16 protein-coding genes are annotated in these 22,864 nt (G+C 62.0%); 5 read left to right on the forward strand and 11 right to left on the reverse strand.

The window, feature by feature from the left end; all coding sequences use genetic code 11:
* Positions 1 to 4: 4 nt before the first annotated feature.
* The 6 genes from SH412_RS03085 to SH412_RS03110 form a co-directional block, all read right to left on the reverse strand.
* The gene (locus SH412_RS03085) at positions 5 to 1,066 is read right to left on the reverse strand and encodes a type II secretion system protein (RefSeq protein ID WP_336522043.1); all 1,062 of its coding nucleotides are present in this window, start codon (positions 1,064 to 1,066) and stop codon (positions 5 to 7) included.
* 26 nt (positions 1,067 to 1,092) lie between these two features.
* Positions 1,093 to 2,133: a prepilin-type N-terminal cleavage/methylation domain-containing protein gene (locus SH412_RS03090; RefSeq protein ID WP_336522044.1), complete on the reverse strand. Its 1,041-nt coding sequence runs from the start codon at positions 2,131 to 2,133 to the stop codon at positions 1,093 to 1,095.
* Between the two features lie 95 nt (positions 2,134 to 2,228).
* Positions 2,229 to 3,506 carry a type II secretion system F family protein gene (locus SH412_RS03095; protein ID WP_336522045.1) on the reverse strand — a complete coding sequence of 426 codons (1,278 nt, stop codon included), beginning with the start codon at positions 3,504 to 3,506 and terminating at the stop codon, positions 2,229 to 2,231.
* Positions 3,507 to 3,608: 102 nt separating this feature from the next.
* Complete coding sequence (locus SH412_RS03100) at positions 3,609 to 5,318, reverse strand: GspE/PulE family protein (protein ID WP_336522046.1); 1,710 nt, start codon at positions 5,316 to 5,318, stop codon at positions 3,609 to 3,611.
* A 104-nt stretch (positions 5,319 to 5,422) separates the two neighbouring features.
* Complete coding sequence (locus tag SH412_RS03105) at positions 5,423 to 6,544, reverse strand: type IV pilus twitching motility protein PilT (protein ID WP_336522047.1); 1,122 nt, start codon at positions 6,542 to 6,544, stop codon at positions 5,423 to 5,425.
* Positions 6,545 to 7,055: 511 nt separating this feature from the next.
* Positions 7,056 to 8,750, reverse strand: coding sequence for a GspE/PulE family protein (locus tag SH412_RS03110; RefSeq protein ID WP_336522048.1), 1,695 nt, complete (start codon positions 8,748 to 8,750; stop codon positions 7,056 to 7,058).
* Positions 8,751 to 9,366: 616 nt separating this feature from the next.
* Here SH412_RS03110 and SH412_RS03115 point away from each other — a divergent pair.
* Both SH412_RS03115 and SH412_RS03120 read left to right on the forward strand, forming a co-directional pair.
* On the forward strand, positions 9,367 to 10,596 hold the full coding sequence (locus SH412_RS03115) for a lipopolysaccharide kinase InaA family protein (protein WP_336522049.1): 1,230 nt from the start codon (positions 9,367 to 9,369) through the stop codon (positions 10,594 to 10,596).
* Positions 10,593 to 11,495, forward strand: a complete 903-nt coding sequence (locus tag SH412_RS03120; RefSeq protein ID WP_336522050.1) for a hypothetical protein — start codon at positions 10,593 to 10,595, stop codon at positions 11,493 to 11,495. The genes SH412_RS03115 and SH412_RS03120 overlap by 4 nt, the downstream gene beginning before the upstream one ends.
* Before the next feature lie 139 nt (positions 11,496 to 11,634).
* Here SH412_RS03120 and SH412_RS03125 read toward each other — a convergent pair whose 3' ends face one another.
* From SH412_RS03125 to SH412_RS03145, 5 genes are all read right to left on the reverse strand, one after another.
* Positions 11,635 to 12,762 (reverse strand): FtsW/RodA/SpoVE family cell cycle protein, encoded by a 1,128-nt coding sequence (locus tag SH412_RS03125; RefSeq protein WP_336522051.1) that lies wholly within the window; start codon positions 12,760 to 12,762, stop codon positions 11,635 to 11,637.
* 112 nt (positions 12,763 to 12,874) lie between these two features.
* Positions 12,875 to 14,833 carry an ATP-binding protein gene (locus SH412_RS03130; protein WP_336522052.1) on the reverse strand — a complete coding sequence of 653 codons (1,959 nt, stop codon included), beginning with the start codon at positions 14,831 to 14,833 and terminating at the stop codon, positions 12,875 to 12,877.
* A 75-nt stretch (positions 14,834 to 14,908) separates the two neighbouring features.
* The gene (locus tag SH412_RS03135) at positions 14,909 to 15,535 is read right to left on the reverse strand and encodes a hypothetical protein (protein ID WP_336522053.1); all 627 of its coding nucleotides are present in this window, start codon (positions 15,533 to 15,535) and stop codon (positions 14,909 to 14,911) included.
* Positions 15,526 to 15,909, reverse strand: a complete 384-nt coding sequence (locus SH412_RS03140) for a response regulator (protein ID WP_336522054.1) — start codon at positions 15,907 to 15,909, stop codon at positions 15,526 to 15,528. Before SH412_RS03140 ends, SH412_RS03135 begins: the two co-directional genes overlap by 10 nt.
* A gap of 196 nt (positions 15,910 to 16,105) precedes the next feature.
* Entirely contained in the window at positions 16,106 to 17,644 is a 1,539-nt protein-coding gene (locus SH412_RS03145; protein WP_336522055.1) for an MraY family glycosyltransferase, read from the reverse strand.
* A gap of 401 nt (positions 17,645 to 18,045) precedes the next feature.
* On the opposite strand from SH412_RS03145, the gene SH412_RS03150 reads away from it, so the two are divergent.
* From SH412_RS03150 to ligA, 3 genes are all read left to right on the forward strand, one after another.
* Positions 18,046 to 18,348, forward strand: a complete 303-nt coding sequence (locus SH412_RS03150) for a DUF962 domain-containing protein (RefSeq protein ID WP_336522056.1) — start codon at positions 18,046 to 18,048, stop codon at positions 18,346 to 18,348.
* A gap of 151 nt (positions 18,349 to 18,499) precedes the next feature.
* A complete protein-coding gene (locus tag SH412_RS03155) occupies positions 18,500 to 20,572 on the forward strand; it encodes a TolC family protein (protein WP_336522057.1) in 2,073 nt (690 codons plus the stop codon).
* A 180-nt stretch (positions 20,573 to 20,752) separates the two neighbouring features.
* On the forward strand, positions 20,753 to 22,810 hold the full coding sequence (ligA, locus tag SH412_RS03160) for an NAD-dependent DNA ligase LigA (RefSeq protein WP_336522058.1): 2,058 nt from the start codon (positions 20,753 to 20,755) through the stop codon (positions 22,808 to 22,810).
* Positions 22,811 to 22,864 lie beyond the last annotated feature (54 nt).

Here is a 22,864-nt window from a genome sequence, read left to right on the forward strand (position 1 = left end):
TGCCTCACCGCGTCTTGACGTTACGAGTGGTGATGTTGTCGCTGACGCGATCCAGCATCAGGACATACGCCGGGGTGCCAGGCACGTTCGCCTCGGGCTGGCCCAGATAGCCGTACGTCCCGCTGCGGTCGTACGGTTCCAGCAGACCCAGCTTTCCATCCCGACCGGCGGAAATGACGAGCGGACAGTGGTAGGACTGCAGGGTATGAAACGCCCGTTCGAAGTCGGCGGCAATCTGCGCGGGGTCGTTGTTCCGCGACAACTGCATTCGTCCGAAGGCCGAGAGCTGATCGTCGGGATCCAGCGTCAGGGGCGAAGTATCGCCCGAAGCGGTCGGTGATGCCGGCACGCCGCCGACCAGGAGTTGCGTTACCGTCTGATCGGGAGCGAAGGACAGTCCCCGCGGGCGAATGATTCGCGTTGACCAGCGGTAGAACCGCAGGGGATTTCCCCAGGCATCCAGGAACTCCGGGCGACCATCGTTATCCAGGTCGCCAACTTCGGTGGAACTGAACTCTCCGTCATCAACCGGCGGAACACCGAAGAAATCCGATTGGACGAGCATGTAGTAAAGGTACTCCGAGCTCTCGTACTTGTCGGGCAGATTCCCGGCGAATGCTTTCCCGGGCAGGACCAGTCCCGGAGAGTCCGCCTCCAGCGTTCCCGACGAATCGCCGGTCTGCGGGAAGGCGAGCCTGAACCGGTACTTGCGAACCAGCATCGGCCGCAGGTTGGACGGAAGATCGATCAGCGCATTGTTCGACAGGTACGAAGCGAAGCTCTTGCCGATCCGAGTTCGGCCCTCCGCGTCGGCGGCAATCTCGCCCCGCTTGGCGGCCTGTTCGAGATTGGTATAGAACGCATCAATGCGCTGCTGGAGCAGGCCGTCGATCTTCAACAGCGTCGCCCGTGTCGCGTTCTCTTTGGCTGAGCCGATGGCGTTGCCGATCGTCATCACCAGCACGGTCATCATGAACAGAATCAGGCCGATCACAACCAGCAGCTCCAGCAGCGTAAAGCCTGGACGCTTCGAGGATCGCGCTGCGCGCGTCGATGATCGTTTCATGAAGAATCCTCCTCCCGCAGGGCTCGCTAGCGACCGCTCAGCGTGCCGCCGTTGTGGAAGTTGGTGATGTTGTCGTCGTCGAACTCCGAAACCGTCGCCGAGGTGGATGACGGGTTGAACTGCTTTCCAACGCCATACGCCTCGCGGGGCGTCGAAGCCTTCACGCCGCCGTAACCGGGCGAAATGATCTGGTATTTGGTCTTGGCGAACGGCGTGCTCAGCTTCTTCTGCTCGGCGGCCGTGGCGCCGGTCGTATTGAAAGCGCTGTAGTAGCAGAACTTCATCCAGCGTCGATCGTTCAACCAGTCCGTGGCGGTGTCGGCCACAGTGGGATCATCCCAGTTGTCGGTATTGCACCAGTTTGTGCCGGAACCCAGCAGCGTCCGATACCCCTGCCCGCCGTTCGAACTGAAGTAGAGATAGGGACTCTTCTGAGAGGGGAGCGGATCGACGTACTCGACGACCCGATCGCCGTCGTTGTTCACGAACCGCGACGAATCGAAGGTGAAGAACGGTCCGATCCGGTTGCTGGCGGTATTGTCGAACGGCGTCGTGGGGTTCTTCGAAAAACCGTTCAGAGTGACATCGGTCGGGACGGTGGCGGCTTGTGATTTGACGTCCGGCACCCCCCCGAGAAAGAACACCAGGCACTCGGCGCCGTTCAAGTGCAGATCCGGCCCGACCGGGTTTGCTGGGTCTGATGAATCAATCCACGCCGCTCCGCCGCAGGTATTGAAATTGAACTGCGGAAACATCTTGCGAATGATCGCGCGGTCACGCTGCCCCGCCGGGGCGTTCCATTCGTTCGGGTGCGACCACAGGGTGATCTCGCCCGGCACTTCGATGCCGCCGAACTCCTGTCCGAACGAGGCGATCGCAGACTCGATCGCAGAGATTTCAGTCCGCACCCGGACAATCTGAGCCCGGGTTTTCACCCCCTGCAGAGCGGGCAGCAGCAGTCCCAGCAGGATGGCGATGATCAGAATCACCACCAGCAGTTCGATGAGCGTGAAGCCGGCCCGGAGCCCCTGACCCCGCCCGCGGTTCTCTACGGTGATTGCCTGCATGATCCCCTCCGTCCGACGCCTGAACCCAGCGTAACCCGTGTCTGTCTTCTCTTCACCAGCCACTCACCACCAGCCACTAGCCACTTCTTCAACTTCTACGAAAGATCGTTGAGCAGCTTGATCAGCGGCATGAACAACGCGATCACGATGAAGCCGACGATCAACCCCAGGATCACCACCATCAGCGGTTCCAGCAGGTTCACGAGGCCTTCCACCAGGATCGAGACTTCTTCGTCGTAGACGTCGGCCACTTTATAAAGCATGGTGTCGAGCGCACCGGTTTCTTCGCCCACGTCGACCATGTTGACGACCATGTCGTCGACGGTGCGCGTTTCCTTCAGCGGAATCGCCATCGATTCCCCTTCGCGGATCGCCGCCGAAATATGGTCGTAGGCCTTGTAGAAAATCGCGTTGCCGGCGGTGTCGCGGGTAATCGCCAGCGCTTCCAGAATCGGCACGCCGGAAGCGATCAGCGTTCCCAGCGTTCGCGACGTTCGAGCGACGATCGCTTTTCGGAAGATGATTCCCAGTAGCGGTATCCGGAGCGCAACCCAGTCGCAGATATACGCTCCGGTCTTGTTCTTTTTGATGATCTTGACCATCAGCCACAGTCCGAACGGGATCGCCGGGCCGAGGTACCAGTAATTCACGACGGCGTCGCTGGTGCCGATCAGCACGACCGTGATCTCCGGCAGCTCCGTATTAAAATCCTCGAAGATCTTTTTGAACTTCGGAATGATGTAATACATGATGAAGCCCACGATCAGCGTGGCGACGGTGATGACCGCGCACGGATAAATCATGGCCCCCTGGACTTTGCGCTTCAGCGACTGAGCCCGTTCCTTGAACTCCGCCAGGCGCTGCAGAATGACTTCCAGCGCACCGCCGGCTTCACCCGCCTTCACCATGTTGACGTACAGGTTGTCGAACGCCTTGGGATTCTTCGCCATCGCCTCGGACAGCGTGCTCCCCGATTCGATGTCTTCGATCACGTTCGACAGCGAAGTCTTCAGCGGGCCCGGCTTGGCCTGACCTTCCAGAATCCGGAGGCTTCGCAGAATCGGCAGCCCCGCGTCCTGCAGCGTCGAAAGCTGCCGCGTGAACGTGCACAGCTTCTTGCCGCTCACTCCGCCGAGCGAGAAGCCCCCCTTCTTCCGCTTCTTGGGTTTGCGCCGGCCGTCAGCGGCCGTCTTGGCGTCCCCCTTCGTCTTCTTCTTGTCTTTTTCCTTGGCCCGGCCCTTCTCGACGATCTTGGTGACGTAGAAGCCCTTCTCGCGGATCTTCTGCGTCGCTTCCTGTTCGGAGTTGGCCTCGATCGATTCCTTGATCTCGAGGCCGGTGTTATCCATCGCCTCGTATTGGAAAGTCGCCATGACAGAGCTCCGCGAATGGCCCGATTTCGGTAGTCGAACTGGTCGGTGGTCGAATTTGGTCGGTCGAATTGGGTTGTCGAGACCCGCGCACAGGCGAGACGGTTAGTCGGAATCGTCCATGACGGTTTCCCGGACGACTTCGTCGATCGTCGTGTTGCCGTCGAAGATCAGCTTGAGTCCCGACTCCCGCAGCGTGACCATCCCCTGGCTGCGGCAGAAATTGCGCATCTCGTCGACGTTGGCGTTGTTGGTAATCAGGTCTCGAATGTCGTCCGTCACGTCGATCAGCTCGTGGATGCCGGTCCGGCCCTTATAGCCCGAGTTGTTGCAGCGTTGGCAACCCTTGCCGTAGTAGAACCGGTACTTGCGCGCCTGCGCCACGGGGAGCTGCAGTTCCATCAGCAGCTCGTCGCTGGGATCAAACTGCGTCCGGCACTCCGTGCAGATCTTGCGGACGAGCCGCTGAGCCAGCACCGCTTCGAGCGACGCGGTGATCAGGAACGACTCGATGCCCATATCTTTCAGCCGGGTGATCGCCGTCGGGGCGTCGTTGGTGTGCAACGTGCTGAAGACCAGGTGCCCCGTCAGCGCGCTCTGAACGGCGATCTGGGCCGTCTCGAAGTCGCGGATCTCTCCCACCAGAATCGTGTCGGGATCGTGCCGCAGAATCGCCCGCAGCACGTTGGCGAACGTCACGTTGATTTCGTGATTGATCGGCACCTGCACCAGTCCGTCGATGTTGTACTCGATCGGATCTTCGCTGGTGATGATCTTGGTTTCGATGTCGTTGAGCTCGTTGAGAGCCGAGTACAGCGTCGTCGTCTTGCCGCTCCCCGTCGGCCCCGTCACCAGCACGATCCCGTTCGGCCGGCGAATGATCGTCCGGAGCTTGGACAGCGTCCCGGCGTCCATCCCGATCTTGTTGAGATCGAGCTGCACGACGGTCTTATCCAGCACCCGCATGACCACCGACTCGCCGCACATCGTCGGCAGCGTGCTGACCCGCAGGTCGACCTTGTTGCCTCCGACGCTCAATTCGATCCGACCGTCCTGCGGCAGCCGGCGTTCGGCGATGTCCAGCTCCGCCATGACCTTGATGCGGGTCACGATGGCGTTGGCCAGGTGCCGGGGGGGCGGAACCATCTCGTAAAGCATGCCGTCCGCCTTGATGCGGACCTTGAACTCGTCTTCGAACGGCTCGAAGTGAATGTCGCTGGCCTGATCCTTGATCGCCAGCAGCAGAATCATATTCAGCAGTTTGCGGATGGGGGCCGAGTCGGCGGCGTCGAGTTCCTCTGCGAGGTCGAAGCCCCGCGATGCGGAACCGTCGTCGCCGTACTCCTCCTCGAGCTGGCCGATAATGTCTTCGACGCTGTCGGTTTTGTCGGCGTAGTACCGCGCGATCGCGGCCTCGACGTCTTTCTGATTCGACACCGCGCCACGGACTTCCAGGCCCAGGAAGTTCCGCAGATCGTCGAGCGCTCCGACGTTCTGCGGGTCGGCCATCGCCACCGTCAGGACATTGTCCTTCAGCGAAATCGGCATGACCTTGTAAAGATCCGCCATCGTCTGCGGAACCAGTTCCAGCACTTTCGAAGGGATCGTCGTCTCGGTCAGATTGACGACCGCCATCCCCCACTGCTCGGCAAGGGCCTCGGTCACCTGAGCGTCCGTGACGAGTCCCATGCGGATCGCCACCTGCCCGATGATTTCACCGGAGCTGCGTTTCTGCTCCTCCAGGATATCCCAGAGCTGGTCCTCGTTGATGTAACCGAGGTCGACCAGAATCTGTCCGAGCCGTCGTTGAGCCATGAATCGCTATTCCCTGGACCGCCCGCAGAACGCGGGACGGGAACTTTGAAATTGAAGTCCGCTCGATCGCTGAGTTTCGCCCGCCGGTCGAAGTCGCCGGGCGATCATTCTTCTCCCTCTTCGTCTTCTTCCTCTTCCTCGTCGTCGTCGAACAGCCCCTTCTTCGCACGGGCCAGCCGCGCCTTCAATTCGCCGGGATTGTTCGACCGGACGACGATGTCGTCTTCTTCGCAGAGCCCGTTTTTCCACAGCCCGAACAGGGCGTCGTCGAGCAGTTGCATCCCGTATTTCTTGCCGGTCTGAATCGACGAGTTGATGCGGTAGGTCTTCGCCTCGCGGATCAGGTTGGCGATGGCCGGCGTCACCACCAGCAGCTCGTAGGCGGCGACCAGCCCCTTGGGCTTCCGCGGCAGGAGCGCCTGCGACAGGATGGCGATGATGGCCACGGACAACTGCGTCCGGATCTGCTCCTGCTGGCTGGTCGGAAACACGTCGATGATCCGGTCGACGGTTCCCTGGGCGCCGGTGGTATGCAGCGTGCCGAACACCACGTGGCCTGTTTCGGCGGCGGTAATCGCGGAAGAAATGGTCGCGAGATCGCGCATTTCGCCGACCAGGATGCAGTCCGGATCCATTCGCAGGGCGCGTCGGAGAGCTTCCGGAAAATCCGGCACGTCGACGCCGATCTCGCGCTGATTGATCGTCGATTTCTTGTGGTTGTGGTAGTACTCGATCGGATCTTCGAGCGTGATGATGTGGTGGTCGACGTTCTCGTTGAGGTAGTTGATCATGCTCGCAAGACTGGTTGTCTTGCCGGAGCCGGTCGGCCCGGTCACCAGAAACAGTCCGCGAGGACGCAGGATCAGGTCCCGAATAATCGGGGGCAGGCCGAGCTGTTCGAACGTCAGAAACTCGTTCGGGATTCGCCGGAGAACCATTCCGACGTTGCCGCGCTGCTTGAACACCGCCACGCGGAACCGGGCCTTGTCGCCAAACGCAAACCCGAAGTCGGTCCCGCCGACTTCCTGCAGCTCCTGCTGATTTCGTTCGGGGGTGATGCTTTTCATCAGCCCGACCGTATCTTCGGGCAGCAGAGACTTGGTTTCGAGACGAATCATGCGCCCGCCGGACCGGACGACCGGAGGTTGTCCGACGGTGATATGCAGATCGCTCACTTTTTCGCGAACGACCGTCTCCAGCATCTTGTCGATCTGCAGCGTTGCCATAGCACTCCGCTCCGCGAGTCGTGGTGAGTTTCGGCGATTCCCCGGGCGAGAACATTCCCCGTCCGACAGCAACCGCACCCCGCCCAGGCAGTCCCCGGACGTGAAGCGGTTCCAGAGTCGAAACTCTACTGCGAAAGCGAAAAGGAAACACGGCAGCGGCCCGACGTCGGACGACTGCCTGAATGACTCGAATCGGAAAGGTTGGACTGGATCGGTTCGATGGGAGAATCCCGTTCGAAGTGCCTCGCCGAGGCGACGTCCCGATCTGCCTGACCGTCGATTATTCGTGTCTCCGTTTCACAGGTCTCAGATTTGTGGAATTTGACAGGAAATGTGGCAGGCCCAGCTCGCTCTCCTCGCACCGCGGCCTCCTCTTCGATCAGAAGGCCGGGCTGGAGATCGCCAATTCAAAAGTGTTCGATTCTGCTGCGGTCGGATCGGTCAGCGGGTGTCGCAGATTCGATCACACAGACAGCCCCGGCCACGCAGGCGACCGCATCCGGTAAATCGGTCAGTGCCCCCCCTTGGCGAGCTTGAAGGCTTCGGCAAGTGTCGTCTTTCCGAGCATGGCCCGGTCGACGGCGTCTTCGACCAGCGTCTTCATGCCGAACAGCCGCGCCTGCCGACGCAGGGCCTGCGCCGGTTCTGACTTAAATGTCATCTCCCGCAACGTGGAGTTCATCAGCATCAGTTCGAAGACCGCGTTCCGGCCGCGATACCCGGTGTGCTGGCAGTTGTTGCAGCCGCGGCCGCGGGCAAACTTCGCCGTCGCAAGCTGATCGGGCGCGATTTCAAAGTGTTGCAATTCGCTCGGGTCGGGGGAGTATTCTTCCTTGCACTTGGGACATACGACTCGCACCAGTCGCTGGGCCATGATCGCCATGACGGACGACGCGACGAGGAAGGGCTCGACCCCCATGTCGATCAGCCGTGTAATGGAACTGGGCGCATCGTTCGTGTGGAGCGTACTGAAAACCAAGTGTCCCGTCAAAGAAGCCTGAATCGCCATTTCTCCGGTCTCGGTATCCCGGATTTCCCCGACGAGGATCACGTTCGGCGCCTGACGCAGCATGGCCCGGATGATCCGGGCGAAGTCGAGTCCGATATCGGCCTTCACCTCCACCTGATTGATGCCGGGCAGGTAGTACTCAACCGGGTCCTCGGCGGTGATGATCTTGCGATCGGGGCGGTTGATCTCCCCCAGGGCGCTGTACAAAGTTGTCGTCTTGCCGCTCCCTGTCGGGCCGGTGACCAGGAAGATGCCGTTCGGACGGCGGATGATGTTCTGAAATCGGCGGTAGTTGTCTTCGCCGAAGCCGAGGCTCCGGATGCCGACTTTAATGTTGTCGCGGTCCAGGATCCGGAGCACGACCCCCTGGCCGAAGGCGGTCGGGAGAATACTGACGCGCAGGTCGTAGTCTTTTCCGGAGATGCGGGTCTTAATTCGACCGTCCTGGGGGCGGCGTTTCTCCGAAATGTCCATGCGGGCCATGATCTTCATACGGGAGACGATCGAGGCGAGCAGTCGTTTAGGAGGGCTGTCGCGTTCGACAAGGGACCCGTCGATCCGATACCGGACCCGGACCCGGTCTTCGAAAGGTTCGACGTGAATGTCGCTGGCGCGCAGTTTCACCGCTTCGGTGATGATCATGTTGACCAGGCGAACGATCGGGGCGGCCTCTTCTTCTTCAATGGCCTTCGCATCGGGGCCTTCGGTTTCCGTAAAGTCAATGGCTGTCTCGGTAAACTCCGAAATCATCGAGTCCACCGACTCGGTTTCGTGCTGGCTGTAGTGCCGGCTGATGGCGTTGTTGATCGATTCTTTGGACGCGACGACCGGATCGATGTCGCGATTGAGCACAAAGCGAAGCTTGTCAAGGACTTCCAGATCGTTGGCATTCGCCATTGCAACCTGAATTCGCTCGTCTCGCAGTCCGATGGGGATGACCGAGCTTTCCCGGGCGACCGACTCCGGAATCAAGGCGATGACGGAGGTTGGAATCTCGATGTTGTCGAGGTTGACCATCTCGTAGCCAAACTGCGACGCCTGCAACTGACTGACTTCCGATGCAGTCAGATAGCCGAGGCGAATCAGCGCGTCGTCCACGCCGATGCGCTGTTTTTTAGCAATGGCTTCCGCTTCCGCGAGCTGGTCGGCACTGATGGTGCCTTTTCTGATGAGCTTGAGCAGATAGTCTTCGGCCATGGGAACGAACCTTCCAGCCTGTGGGAGGCGACCGCGCGCCGGACCGGCGCGAATCGCATAACCTGTTTCCAGTTTGTCGGTTGTGAAACGCGGCCTGCGGGAGGATCAGCGTGGGAACGAGACTGAGGCCGATTTCGAGGGATGGGAGTCGATTGAATTGTGGGAGGGCTGAACGGGGCTGTCAAGCGCCTGCCCGGCGTAACCGGTTCGCTGATCAAGGATTGTGAAGCCGCCGGGTCGGTTGAACGGGGCGTGTTAAGCGGTCGACGACCGGGAGGTCGCGGCGATTCTCATCTTGCTGCTGCCGTCGAAATCTGGGACCATCACTGCTTCGACGTGAAACGTGCATGGGGGAATGGAGAACGGAGCTCCGTTTCATCGTGCCTGTGAACCGCTGGCGGTTCGAAACCCTCGCGAATTGCGGATCAGGATGACGCCGCTCGCCCCCTCCCCGCCCGGGATTCCCTCGTCGCGGCCACGCCGATCTGTTGCGGTCGATGGTCCTTGGACGACGGTCCGGGACGCGGGCTGGTGCTGGCGTCTGCCTCCTGGAGTCTCCATCAAGTTCCGCAACGGCTTCCGGGATTGGCTTGTCGACGGCGAGCCGAATCCCGAATTGCTAGACAGCGTCGCGAAGCGGGGGCTGCACCGGACCACCTGGCGGCTAAGGCTGGGAGAGATTCCGTGCTATTTGAAGTTGTCGCACAGTCGCTCCTGGACGGGCTGGCTGCGCGGCCAGTTGCAAGGGCGGCCTGCAGAACGTGAATTCCGGAAACTGCAGCTTCTGGCGGAGGCCGGTCTGCCGGTGACCCCGCCGCTGGCAGTTGGAAGTCCGGCCGGTCTGCTCGGAAGCCGCTCCTGGCTGCTGACCGCGGATGTTCCGGGGCGATCGCTGGACGAGCTGGCCCCTCCGGAACGACGGCCGGATGCTCCATGGCTGTCTCGCGAAGAACGGGCCGGCCTGACACGGGCTCTGATCCGGTTGCTCGTTCGACTCCATGCCGCCGGTTTTTGTCATCGAGACCTGCATGCCGGGAATCTGCTCTGGGCGCCCGGCGGCGACGACGGGTCGATGCCTCAGTTGACGCTGGTGGACGTTGCGGCGATTGAACCGTGCATGGGGGGGATTTCGGAGGCGCAGCGGTGGCGGGACCTGTCTCAGCTCCGGCATGCGTTCTGCTTGGCGGCTTCACGCTCGGACCAGATGCGTCTGGCGCGAAGCTACCTGCATGAGGCCCTGCTGATTTCACCTGGTCAAAATCGGAAACGCTATCGACGAACAATTCGCAAGCTGGCGGCGCAGTCGATCGCGTACTCCCGCGCGGCGTGGGAGAAGGCGGATCGGAAGTGGTCGCGCGGCAATCGGAGAGTCGCGATTGTCCGGAACGAATGGATTGAGGTTCGCGGCCTGTCGTCGCTGGGAAGCCCATTGCTGGAGCGTCTGGCCGCTGCGGCGAGCGATCCGGCTGCGGAGTCTCCGGTTGGCTGGCGATGGATGGAGTTTTCCAGGGCGAGATGCGTCTGGGAACTGGGGCACGCCCTGCTGCGGCGAGGAATCCGGGCGGCCGAACCGCTGGTGTTGATCACATCGGCATCAAATCAATCCGGTTGGATCGCGTTTGTCGAGCCAAACGCCGCCGACATCGTCTGCCGCGCCGGGAGATCCGATGTCGAGCGACTGCTGGTCGAGCTGCGGCAGCAGGGATTTGCGGCATCTTCGGAGTGGTGCGACAAGTATGGTGAAATCGAGGACGGGCTGTTGAGATTGAGCCCGTGCGGGCTGGCGTGGTTGGCGGAAGCCGCGGTGATGGATGTTCCGCCGCGTTCGATGGCGCGGGCGGCATGAGGACCGAACTGACGGCGATGGCAGAGCAGTGCAAGCGAGCTGCGGAATCAAGTACACGGGATCGGGCGACCGGTCACTGGCCGCGGAAGTTTTGCGCTGTCGCCTGGCTCTGTGTGCTGCTGGTCGGCTGTCGCGGTCCGAGCGCGAACCCGTCGCTGCCAAAGCGGATGGCGGCCCAGAGCGACGAACTGCGGCTGATGAGCGACCACCGGCTGCCGAAGAATCATCCGCTGATCGCGGAACTGGAAGAGCTGCAGAAGGAAGTGGCCACGACGCTGGACCTGCCGCAGCAGACGCAGCAGGTGGTGATCTATCTCTTCAGCGACGAGACCCGATACGCTCAATATCTGCAGTCGGCGTATCCCCAGTTGCCCCCGCGGCGGGCCTATTTTGTAGGAACGGCCAAAGAGCTGGCGGTTTATGCATTCTGGGGAGAGAAGATTCAGGAGGATCTGCGTCACGAGTACACGCACGGAATACTGCATGCGTCTCTCAAGAACGTGCCGCTCTGGCTCGACGAGGGGCTGGCGGAATATTTCGAAGTGACCGAGCAGCCCGGCTGGAATGGCGAATATGCCGCGGGAATCGCCAAAGCCGTTTCCGAGGGCTGGAAGCCGGACATCGATCGCCTGGAAAGCCTCGACACGGTTTCTCAGATGCAGAAGTGGGATTACCAGGAGTCGTGGGCCTGGGTCCATTTTCTGCTGCATGCCAGTCCGGAAACGCGGACGCTGTTGCTGGATTATCTGAATGAGCTGCGGGAGAATCCGAACCCCGAGGCACTGTCGGTTCGACTGCGGCGGTCGATTCCGACGATCGACCAGCGATTCCAGTCTTACGCGGCGGCGCTTGGCTCGCCGATGTCGCCGGTCGCCGGTCGGCCCGCGGAACTGCGATAGATCGGCTGGTCGGAGTTGCAGGCCTGATGAGACCTGCCGATCGAGCCCGCAGCAACTGGCGAAGGTTTGCAGCGGCAGTCTGGTGATTGCCGGTCGAATGCGAAGATTGCGATCTGATCGACTGGCGTCCCGCACGAACTCAGTCGGCGAACCGGAATGGATCCGGCGTGACTTCGTAGCCCGGTCGGAGGCCGACGTTGATGAGCAGTCCCAGGGCGACGGCGGTCGAGAGCAGGCTGGAGCCGCCGTAGCTCATCAGGGGGAGGGTGATTCCGGTGATTGGCATCAGGCCGACGGTCATGCCGGTGTTGATCACTGTCTGCGAGGCCAGCAGGGCGACGATTCCCACCGCGACAAGGCGCCCGAAGGGTTCGCGGGTCGCGGCCGCGATGGCCAGCCCGCGGGCGAAGAGGACTGCGTAGAGCAGCAGCGTGAGGAGGCAGCCGCCGAGTCCCCAGCGTTCGCCAACGAGGCAGAAGACGAAGTCGGTCTGGCCGGCGGGGAGATGGTAGGCGCCTGGGTCGTCGACGGCCATGCCGGCGACTTCGCTGCCCCACGCTCCGCCGAGGGCGAGCATGAGTTTGGACTGGTGCTGATGGTAGCCGTCGCCACGGGGAGCCGGGCCGCCTTCAGTCTGCGCGAACAGGCTGGTGATGCGGGACTTTTGTTCGGCGTTCATGCCGAGCCAGAAGACCGGGAGCATGGCGATGCCGAGTGCGACGACGAGCGTCAGGTGCCGGAGGCGGGCGCCGGCGGCGAAGAGCATGGCGAACAGGACCGGGATGAACAGCATGGCTGAACCGAGATCGGGCTCCTTGAGAATCAGAGCCAGCGGGACCAGCGTGACGAGAAAGGGGGGAATTAATCCCGGCAGGCGCCGGTAGTGGTCGCGATACATCAGGTAGTGAGCCAGCGCCAGGATGAACGCCAGTTTGGCGAGTTCCGAGGGCTGGAGATCGAAGAACCCCAAGGGGATCCAGCTCCGGGCGCCGTTGCGAGGCGGCATGAAGAAGACGACGATCAGCAGCGGCAGCGTGGCGGCGAAGAGAAGGTAGCTCGATGGTTTGAAGGATCGGTAGGGGACTGCAGCAGCGACGACGAGGAGTGGAACTGCGAGCGTCGCCCAGAGAACCTGGCGCGGAAACCGGTCGGTCCCGGTCGAGAGCTCGTCAGCACGGGCAATTCCGCTCAGTCCGAGCAGCACCAGACCGGTCGTGCAAATCAGCAGGGTCCACGGAACGCGTTTCCAGAGCGAATCCGGCGACATGCAAGCAATCCTCCGTGCGATCAACCGGCCCGGCAATCCATTGCCCGCCTGTGGCGGAGGTTTTAGCGAGTTTGGCCTCCATCGTGAACAGCGAGTCCGCGATCGTTGAGTTTCACGGAGCCGACTGCAATGCCGTTTCACGGGCCAGGCACGAGACCGATCGGAGCAACGATTCTTTGTCGACGGGTTTTGTGAGGTAGTTGGTGCAACCGCAGGCCAGGCAGCGTTCGCGGTCGCCGGCCATGGCGTGGGCGGTGATGGCGATGATGGGGGCGGTGAAACCGCGGTCGCGCAGGATGGCGGCGGCGGTGTAACCGTCCATGATCGGCATCTGCATATCGAGGAACACGGCGTCGACCGGCGCCGCTGCGGGGCTGTCAAGGATCCGCTCGACGGCCTTCAGACCGTTCTCGGCGACGTCGAAAGTGGCGCCGGCTTTTGAAAGATGGTAAGCGAGGAGCCGTCGATTGTCGGGAGCATCGTCGACGACGAGCAGATGCAGGCCCGCCAGTCTGCCGGAATTCACGGGAACTCGAGCCTGCGGCGTTTTCGTTTGAGGAGCCCGTATGTCCGAATTGATTTTCGGAGAACTCGACGCGATCTGCGACGTCGGTTGCGGAATCCCACTGTTAATCGATGGCGTCAGCGTTTCCGCCTGAATCGTCACCGTGAAGGAGCTGCCATGTCCGGGGCGGCTTTCGGCCGTAAGATCTCCGCCAAGGGCTCGTGCAAGCTTTCGGGAGATGATCAGGCCGAGTCCGGTTCCGCCGTAGCGGCGGGTCGTCGACGCATCGGCCTGCGCGAAGGCCTGGAAGAGGCGCTGCAACTGCTCGGAAGTGATGCCGATGCCCGTGTCGCGGACCTGAATCTCGATCAGAGTGGCTGACGGGCCGAGATCGGGTCTGCGGGATTCCGAGACGAGAATGTCGACCCCCCCGGTTTCGGTGAATTTGATAGCGTTGCCGACAAGATTCATCAGAATCTGTCGGAGTCGGACCGGGTCGGTGACGACGATTTCCGAGAGCGAGTCGTCGAAGCGGGCCGACAGATGCAAGCCCCGCGAGGTGGCTCTGGACTCAAGCAGAGTTCGGATTTCCTCGACAATCTGCCGCAATCGAGCCGGTATGCGTTCGACCTGGAGCTGGCCGGCATCGATCTTCGAAAGATCGAGAACGTCGTTGATGACGGCGAGGAGATGCTGGCCGTTCCGATGGACGGTGTCGAGCGCCTGCGTGCGCTCTTCGGCCGGTGACTCGGCGTCGCGCAAGAGATCGACGAATCCGAGAATGGCCGTCAGAGGCGTTCGGATTTCGTGGCTCATGTTCGCGAGGAATTCGCTCTTTGCGCGCGCGGCCGATTCCGCGGCCTGTCGGGCTTCCGTCAGATCGCGAATGACCTGCTCCAGACGAACGACGTGGCACTGTTCGCGGAGGCGGCTGGATTCCAGGTCGGCTGAGTGCCGCCGCAGTTCGGCCTCGATCTCGGCCTTGATCTGAATTTCCCGCTGGAGGGTATCGTTGTTCTCTTCGAGAAGCCGGAGGCTGTGCTGGAGGGAACTGTTGGACGCGACGAGCTCTTCGCGGATTCGCTTGAGTTCGGCCCGTTCGGCGCGCAGCGCTTCAAGCTGATTGTACTCAGTGGTCAGGTTTTGAACGGTGATGAGGGCTTGCCGGGGCTCGGTCGAGACTCGCTGGATGCGTGTTTCCTGCACCATCGTCCGGTTCTGCGCGCCGACGCAGGCCGGGGCCGGGAAGAAATGGCGGTGAAGTGCTGCGGAGAGGACTGCGGGGGCTCCGGTTTCAAGGACGTTCTGAATGCGGGTGAGATAGCGCGGTTCCGCGAGATGGGGCAGGCGGTCGCTGAGCCGGCGGCCCCGGATCTCCCGTTCGGAGATTCCGGTCCATTCGACGAGAGCTCTGTTCCAGCCGACGACGGTCAGTGCTTCGTCGATGAGACAGAGCCCCACGGGGACATGGTCCAGCAAATCGCGGACCTGAAGGTTTTCCGTCGATGAACGCCCTGGAGAGGACGAGTCGGCTCTCGGGCTGGAGGCGAACAGGATTGGAGCCACGAGATACGCCTCGAAGAGCGGTTTCCGTCGATCACGCGATTGCAAGAGCTTCCGCTCGGAGTTCTCCGGCGCCGTCTACAGTAACTCTCCCACCGAGGCGAGCAGCTCCTCAACCGATCCCAGCGCAAAGGCGATGACGATTGAGCCGTGAATGGCGTGTTCCGCAACGCCGAACTCGATATCGGCGAGCAGCAGGTCGGAGGTGTCTCCGTCGTCGGTCAGGATTTCCTGGTCATCTGCGATATCGCGACCGGCGACGATCATGGGGATGGAATAGCTGAGTTCGGCGCGCATCTGGTTCGACAGCGAGCCCAGGACTGCATTCAGCACGATGTTGCCGACTTCGAGGAGCGTGCCGCTCATTTCGATGTCGAGATCGTCGGGGGGGGTATCGAGATTCGCGAGCAACTGGGCCAGCAGCAGGCTGCTTCGCTCATCAAACAGGAGTCCGGCTTTGCCGCTGACCGGACCGCGGAAGTATTGCACGATCAGCGTGGAAGATTCGTGGGCCACTGCGGTTTGCCACGTCTGATGGTCCTTCGTCGTGCAGTGCCGGACTTCCGGGGCTTGCAGTTCGATGCGGGCGCCGATCAATTCGCTCAGGGACGCCGCCGATCGTCCGACTCCGATGTTGACAATTTCTGAGAGTACGTCGAGCTGACTGGCGTCGAATCGTCCGCGCAGGGCAGTAATCAACGACATATCGGGAGCTCCTCGGCGGCGCGGAGTGCGCGGGACGCCAACTGGAGCAAGTCGGAGGGTTGAAACGGCTTGTTGATGAAATCGGTCGCTCCGAGCTCGATCGCTCGGGCGCGAGAAGTGGTCTGAATGTCGGCTGAGATTACGATCACGGGAACCTGGAGGCCCTCCTGCTGCAACGCGGTCAGCAGACCGAATCCGTCGATCTCGGGCATCAGGAGGTCTGTGATGAGCAGATCCGGGAGCTGCTGGCGAATGCACTCCAGCGCCCTTGCGCCATTGTCGGCTTCGACGAACTGGTGTCCGAGCGGAGCCAGCGCCGACGCAACTCTACCGCGGCTGAACTTCGAGTCGTCGACAATCAGAATCGTGGTCATGTCACCGGACTCCCGTATCCGCGTGATCCGGCTGCCGCAGCGGCAACGCTTGGGACCGCGAACGCTCTGCACAACATTATGCCGGAACGCTTCGGAGGCCGGGTGTCGGGAGAGGTCGATGCAACGAATCTGCGGGTCTGGGCAGAGTTTCCGCCGGATAGGTCGATTGTGCCGGAATCACCGGCTACATGGGCGCTCAGGCGGCCCGTCGTCGGACATCCGAAGCGGCGGGGGCGAACTGGTCCGCGCCTGGGGCGAATTCCGGAGTCCGGAGACTGGAATCGCGGTCGGCGGAAAGTTCCCCGCAGACGGAGGCGAACAGGCGGTGAAGGTCGTCGACGCGGGGGCCGCCGGAGTGGGGTTGCGTCATCCCTTCGGCGGCGAGCGTTGCGCGTGAGCCGTCTTCGCGGCGCAGCGAGAACTGGAATCCCCAGCGGGCCTCGCCGGGATCCGCTGACGAGTCGGTCGTCCAGTTCTGGTCTTCGCCGACAGGTCGCCCGGAGGCGTCCCGGCACTGAAACCGAAGGCAATCGCCTCCCATGCGTTCCACGCGATCGACCACTGCCTGCCAGAGATCCATATGAAGCTGCGGATCGGAGTTTCCGAGTCGGGCGACGAGCAATCGCGTCTGCAGGACGCCGGAGGTATCGAGCAGCAGAACGCCAATTTCCTGGAGATAGCGGAAGAACAGGATCGTCTCGTGATATCCGAAGACTCTGCCGACGACAAGAAGGGCCAGCGTGCCGAGGCAGATGGCCAGCCCGACGGTTTCACTTTCAAGCACGGCGCTCAGCGTGGCCGCGGTGGCCATGAGGAGGCTCAGTCCGGTAATGGCCAGGAGCGCTTGCGAACGGGTCAGGCCGCGATCCTGCAGTCGGTGGTGAATGTGCCCCCGGTCGCCGACGCCGATGCCGCGCCCGGTGAGTTTTCGACGGACGATGGCCATCGTGGTGTCGAAGAGCGGGATGCTCATGAGGACCAGCGGAATCGCGAGCGTAAACCCGGCCGCCGTTTTGGAAGAGGCTTCGATCGCGAGCGCGCCCGCCAGAAAGCCGGTGGTCAGGCTGCCGGCGTCGCCCATGAAGATTCGCGCGGGGGGCCAGTTGTGGACGAGGAATCCCGCCAGGCTTCCCGCGAGGATCAGCGCGGTGACGCCATGCTCGGCTTCGCCCGCGGCAAGAAACAGGCTCGCCACCGTCAGCATGACGATCGTGCCGATCGTTGCAGCCAGGCCGTCGAGGCCGTCGATCAGGTTCACGATATTCGAGCAGGTCGTCAGCCACAGGACGGTGAAGGGAATCGCAAACCAGCCGAGATCGATGCTGATCCCGAGAATAGTCAGCGCGGGGATCGTTCGTCCCAGCATCGCAAACGGCAGGCAGCAGAGGATCTGGCCGAGCAGTTTTGTGCGCGGTCTGAGCGGCCAGCGGTCATCCCAGGCGCCCAGTGCGCAGAAACAGACGCCGGACGAGAGGAGGCTGATCACCATTTGCCGGCTGTCGGGGGTTGCCAGCCAGGAGCTGGGGAGAAGCAGCGAAAGCCCGAGGACCAGCAGCATGCTGGAAAAGAAAGAGACTCCTCCCAGGACCGGCATCGCCTGATGGTGATTCTTGCGACCGCCGTCCGGGCGATCGAGGAAGCCCAACCTCGAAGCCAGCACGCGGGCCACTGCGGTGAAAGCGACGCTCAGCGCGAAGGCTGACAGCGGAAGGGCGTAGCGGACATCGAAATTCATCGGCAACAGCCCTTGATGCGGGCGATCAGGGAGGCCGTGCCTCCACCAGTCAGTCGCGTCACAGATGGGAGTCCTGCGGCGCGAAATACGCAGCGATCCGCCGCACGACAAGTCGCGGAAACTGTGGCAGCCGGCCTCGGGCTGCCGTTTTCGTCAATGGGTCAGCGATTGGAGGGGCGGAGTATAGTGGTCGATTCGCACTGGTCAATCTCAATACGGGCAGAGTCTGCCGATTCGCATCGAAGACCGGCTGATCTTTGGCGTTTCACGCCAGGCGGCGGGTGTGAAACCCTGCCGGGGGGCGCGACCGGACGATGGATACGGTCTGGCGGACCGTTTTGGAAGTCGCGTCGGCCGAAGCGGTCGTGCGGTGAAACACTCAACTGCGGCGAGGATTGGTCATGCTGACGAGGTTCGTGAAAAACTATCTGTTGCGCCACCAGCATCCGCTCAATCAGGTCCTGCATCTGGTCGGTGTTCCGTTGACGTTTCTGGCGACGGCAGTGCTGTTGTGGGAGGGGCACGTCATCTGGGGCTGCGGGACGTTCGTGGCGGGATACGCGCTGCAGTTCGCCGGTCATGCGGTCGAGGGGAACGACGCCGGGGAAGTGATCGTTCTCAAACGCGCGCTTGGATTTCCCTATGTCGACATTGTTCCACGGCCTGTTTCCGTCAAGGAGCGAAAGAATGAGGGCCGATACTGACTCTACCGGGTGTGCGGCTTGTGCGGGATGAGAGAGTCCTGCGGGATTTGTGGTTTCGAACGGCGTCATTGTATGGCGCTAGTCCCGAAGCAGATCGTCCCCCCGGTTGCAGCGTCGTCGACTCTTCGGCGACGTGATTAAGGGGGTTGGAATGCGATTCGAGCGATCGATCCGCTGGATCCACGCGCTGCTGGCCACCGCCGCCTTTGCCGGGTGTCGCGGGGTGGAGCACCTGAATTACCTGGGTGATGCGGACCTTCAGTACTATAAGACGAAGTCGCTGGAGATCGAGTATCCCAATGTCGACGATCCGACACCTCCCGAAGTGGCGTATTCTCAGGCGCCACGGACGGTGAAGGACGCCGAGGTCGAATCGTATTGGGATCTGTCGCTGCAGGACGCGGTCCTGATTGCGATTGCGAACAATAAGATGATCCGGTCGCGGGGCGAGTTTCTGAATGGCGGGGTCCTGCTTCGCAACCCGACGAATGCACCGTCGGTCTACGATCCGGCCTTGCGCGAAACGGGTTTCCTGTTCGGCAATCGAGGCGTGGAAGCCGCCCTCGCCGACTTCGACGCCCAGTTCACGACGTCGCTGCTGTTCGGCAGCGCGCAGAACGTGCAGAACAACGGCGGGTTTATCAATCCGGGGTTCGTGCTTGAGAACGACACCGCGGCGTTCGCTTCGGCGCTGCAGAAGACGTTCGCCAATGGCGGCACGGTCGCGCTGAACCACAACTGGAACTACCTCAACACCAATACTCCGGCTCCGCTGCTCTACCCGTCGTCCTACAACGGGTTTGCGCAATTCAGCTATACCCAGCCCCTGTGGGCGGGGGCGGGTGTGGACTACAACCGCATCGCCGGCCCCGTCCGATCAGGTCTGGGAGCGATTACCGGCGTGAGTCAGGGCGTATCGATTTCCCGGATCAACGTCGACATCTCGCTCGCGGACTTCGAGCTGGCCGTGATTCAGATGGTCAAGGACGTCGAGGATCTGTACTGGGAGCTGTATCTGACCTATCGGCAATACGACGCCGAAGTCGCCAATCGCGACAGCGTGCTGCAGGTCTGGACGACGATTAACGCCAAGCGAGTGGCGCAGTCGGCGGGCGGCGGGAGCGCTTCGGAGTCGCTGGCGCGAGCGAACTACCTGGAGACGCGAGCGCGGGTCGAGAACGCTCTGGCCACCATCTACAGCACCGAGAATCAGTTTCGGCGGCTGCTGGCGCTGCCGGTCAACGATGGCCGGCTGATTCGCCCGAGCGATTCACCGCTGCAGGCGGAGTACGTGGTCAATTGGGACTCCGCACTGCTGGAGTCGCTGATGCGGCGGCCGGAGCTGCGCCGTCAGAAGTGGCAGATCAAGAGTCTCGAACTGCAGCGTCTGGCGGCGGAGAGCGTCGTCAATCCGCAGCTCAACTTCGTGTCGTCTTATCAGTTGAACGGGTTCGGCAACGACCTGTGGTCGTATGATACTTCGGGCTACAACAGCGCCTACGGCTCGCTGACGCGGGGTGAGCAGTCGAGCTGGACGCTCGGGTTTCAGTTCGCCATGCCGATCGGTTTCCGACAGGCACGTTCGCAGTTGCGGAATATCGAACTTCAGTTGATCAAGGCGAAATCGGCGTTGACGTCCCAGGAGCAGGATATCAGCCACGAACTGGCAGATGCCGTGCAGCGGATTGACGCTGCCTATATGGTCGCGAAAACCAACTTCGACCGCGTGATCGCCGCGGACCGGCAGTTGCGAGACATCAAGCTGGCCTACGATATCGGCGGCGCCAATCTGGCGGATATCGGCCGAGTGAATATCGACCTGCTGACTCGAACTCAGTCCAACCGGACGGCCGCTGAAGTGGCGTTTGTGACCAGCGTGGTCCGCTACAACCAGGCCATCGCCGAACTGCATCTGCGGCAAGGCACGACTCTGGAAAACAGCGGGATTTCGCTCGAAGAAGGTCCTTGGTCGGAAGGGGCTCAGGACGACGCGCTTCGTCGGGCGTGGGCTCGCAGCTTTGCCCGGCCGAACGAGTGGCTGGAGTCGCAGCCGGCCGATTTTGCCTCACCAGTGCCGTTCCCCAAGACCGATCTGTCGCCGTCGTCCGCAAACGCCGGAAGTCAAACTCCGACGCCCGCGGTTCCTCCCGGTCCGGCAGAGGCGGCTTATCCTCCTCCCGTTCCGGCGCCGGCCGCCCCGGGGGTCGATACGATTCCCGAGTAGTCGCGGGCGACGGTTTCACGGCGGCAAATCTGGAACGGCCGGGATCTCTGCAAAGGGATGCCGGCCGTTCAGTTTTGTTCGACTCGTTGGAGGCTGCGAATCGTTCGCATTCCGCCTGGAATTTCGTCACGATTTGCGAGCGAAGATCAGCGTCGAGTGACGCCTGCGGAGAGCCGGAAAATGAGCAAGTCGGCGCAACACGAAATCGTAAAACTGCGGGACGCGATCCGTCGGCACGACCGGTTGTACTACGTCGAGTCGCGGCCGGAGATCAGCGACCTCGAGTACGATCGGCTCTACAAGCGGCTCGAAGCCCTGGAGGCCGAGCACCCTGAGTTTGCGGACGAGGCGAGTCCGACGCGCCGGGTAGGCGGAGAGCCGATTGAAGGCTTTGTCACGGTCGAGCACCGCGTGCCGATGCTCTCGATCGATAATGTTTACAACGAGGAGGAACTGGCGGAGTTCGGCGCGCGGGTCGTGAAACAGATCGGCCCTGACCCGGTCGAATGGCTGGCGGAATATAAAGTCGATGGCGTGGCGCTGTCGCTGATCTACGAAGGGGGGCGTCTGCTGCGGGCGGTCACGCGCGGAGACGGCCGGCGCGGGGACGATGTGACGCACAATGCGCGCACAATGGGGGGCGTACCGCTGCTGCTCGAATCGCCGTTTCCGCGCGTGCTGGAAGTTCGCGGCGAGGCGTTCATCAGTAACAGCGACTTCGCCCATCTGCGCGCCGAGCACGAACGGCGGGGCGAAGAGCCGTTGAAAAACTCTCGCAATGCCACGGCGGGCGCCATCAAGCTGCTGGATCCCCGGGAGTGTTCCGCCCGAAAATTGCGATTCTATGCCCACAGCGTCGGTTTGCTGGAAGGGGCGGAGTTCGCTACGCACTGGCAGTTCCTGGAGGCCATCGGCAGGATGGGCCTGCCGATGGTGCCGGGAACCGCGGTCCGCCCGAGTTTCGCCACGGCGTGCGAGTACACCCAGGAGCTGATGCAGAATCTCCATGCGCTGGACTTCGAGGTGGACGGGATCGTCCTCAAAGTCAACGATTTTGCGTTGCGGGAACAGATGGGAACCACCAGCAAGAGTCCCCGCTGGGTCGTGGCGTTCAAGTGGGAGAAATACGAAGCGATCACTCGAGTCGAAGAGATCTCGGTCCAGGTCGGCAAGACCGGGACGCTGACACCCGTAGCGCACCTGGCGCCCGTGGAAATCGCCGGGACGACGGTTTCCCGTGCCAGTCTGCACAACCGCGATGAGATCGAGCGATTGGGAGTGCAGATCGGGGACTGGGTCGTCGTCGAAAAGGCCGGGAAGATTATTCCGCACGTGGTTCGCGTGGAGGAGCACCGCCGTGACGGAACTCAACGCGCGTTTGAGTTCCCGATCCGATGTCCCGAATGTCAGACGGAGGTCGTGCAGGATGAAGGAGGGGTCTATATCCGCTGCCCGAATCCCGCCTGCCCGGCCCAGGTCCGCGAGAGCCTCAGATATTTTGCGTCGCGTGCGGCAATGGATATTGAAGGGCTGGGGACGGAATTGATTGCCAAACTGACGCAGCCACCCGCGCTGGTGAAGTCGTTCGGCGATCTGTACCGACTTGGGGAACATCGGGACGAAGTGGCTCGCCGGCTCTATAAAGCGGGGAGCAAGAAAGCGACCGGCGCCGAAGAGCAGAAGTTGATCGACGGACTGCTGGCCGGCCTGGAGGCTTCCAGGGGCCGGCCCCTGTGGCGCCTGTTGACAGCGCTCAACATTCGCCACATCGGGACTCGTACGGCGCAGATCCTCGCCGAATACTTCGGAACGCTCGATGCCCTGGCGGAGGCGACGGAAGAGCAGCTCGCGGCTGTCAACGAGGTCGGGCCGGTTATTGCGAAATCGCTCTTCGACTGGCTCCACAGCGAAGTCGGCCGAACCGTCGTCGAGGACCTGCGGGGGCTGGGGCTGAATCTGGGCTCGGCGACAGAAGCCCGGGCAAAGGCGGCCCAGCGGGCCGCAGGGAAACTGGCGGGCAAGTCAGTCGTTGTGACCGGAAAATTGACGCGATTCAAACGGGAAGAAATCGAGCAACTCATCCACGACCACGGTGGAAAACCTGCGGGGAGCGTCTCGAAGAAAACGACCTTCGTCGTCGCCGGCGACGACGCCGGGAGCAAGCTGACTAAGGCACAGGAACTTGGCGTTCAGGTTCTGACGGAGGATCAGTTTGTAGAATTACTGAAAGTGGATTGAGTCCGGCGTTCGCCAGCAGAAGCCTCATCGCGATGCGCCAGTCTTGCCGCGGCG

Origin of the sequence: Planctellipticum variicoloris (assembly GCF_030622045.1) — a bacterium.
GTDB classification, from domain to species: Bacteria; Planctomycetota; Planctomycetia; order Planctomycetales; family Planctomycetaceae; genus Planctellipticum; species Planctellipticum variicoloris.

What these genes read in the sequence shown, in the direction of transcription:
- SH412_RS03155 (WP_336522057.1), top strand. Translation starts at nt 18,500, where the DNA reads ATGCGATTCGAGCGATCGATCCGCTGGATCCACGCGCTGCTGGCCACC.
- SH412_RS03095 (WP_336522045.1), bottom strand. Translation starts at nt 3,506, where the DNA reads ATGGCGACTTTCCAATACGAGGCGATGGATAACACCGGCCTCGAGATC.
- SH412_RS03100 (WP_336522046.1), bottom strand. Translation starts at nt 5,318, where the DNA reads ATGGCTCAACGACGGCTCGGACAGATTCTGGTCGACCTCGGTTACATC.
- SH412_RS03110 (WP_336522048.1), bottom strand. Translation starts at nt 8,750, where the DNA reads ATGGCCGAAGACTATCTGCTCAAGCTCATCAGAAAAGGCACCATCAGT.
- SH412_RS03145 (WP_336522055.1), bottom strand. Translation starts at nt 17,644, where the DNA reads ATGAATTTCGATGTCCGCTACGCCCTTCCGCTGTCAGCCTTCGCGCTG.
- SH412_RS03150 (WP_336522056.1), top strand. Translation starts at nt 18,046, where the DNA reads ATGCTGACGAGGTTCGTGAAAAACTATCTGTTGCGCCACCAGCATCCG.
- SH412_RS03135 (WP_336522053.1), bottom strand. Translation starts at nt 15,535, where the DNA reads ATGTCGTTGATTACTGCCCTGCGCGGACGATTCGACGCCAGTCAGCTC.
- SH412_RS03090 (WP_336522044.1), bottom strand. Translation starts at nt 2,133, where the DNA reads ATGCAGGCAATCACCGTAGAGAACCGCGGGCGGGGTCAGGGGCTCCGG.
- SH412_RS03120 (WP_336522050.1), top strand. Translation starts at nt 10,593, where the DNA reads ATGAGGACCGAACTGACGGCGATGGCAGAGCAGTGCAAGCGAGCTGCG.
- SH412_RS03085 (WP_336522043.1), bottom strand. Translation starts at nt 1,066, where the DNA reads ATGAAACGATCATCGACGCGCGCAGCGCGATCCTCGAAGCGTCCAGGC.
- SH412_RS03105 (WP_336522047.1), bottom strand. Translation starts at nt 6,544, where the DNA reads ATGGCAACGCTGCAGATCGACAAGATGCTGGAGACGGTCGTTCGCGAA.
- SH412_RS03125 (WP_336522051.1), bottom strand. Translation starts at nt 12,762, where the DNA reads ATGTCGCCGGATTCGCTCTGGAAACGCGTTCCGTGGACCCTGCTGATT.
- ligA (WP_336522058.1), top strand. Translation starts at nt 20,753, where the DNA reads ATGAGCAAGTCGGCGCAACACGAAATCGTAAAACTGCGGGACGCGATC.
- SH412_RS03140 (WP_336522054.1), bottom strand. Translation starts at nt 15,909, where the DNA reads ATGACCACGATTCTGATTGTCGACGACTCGAAGTTCAGCCGCGGTAGA.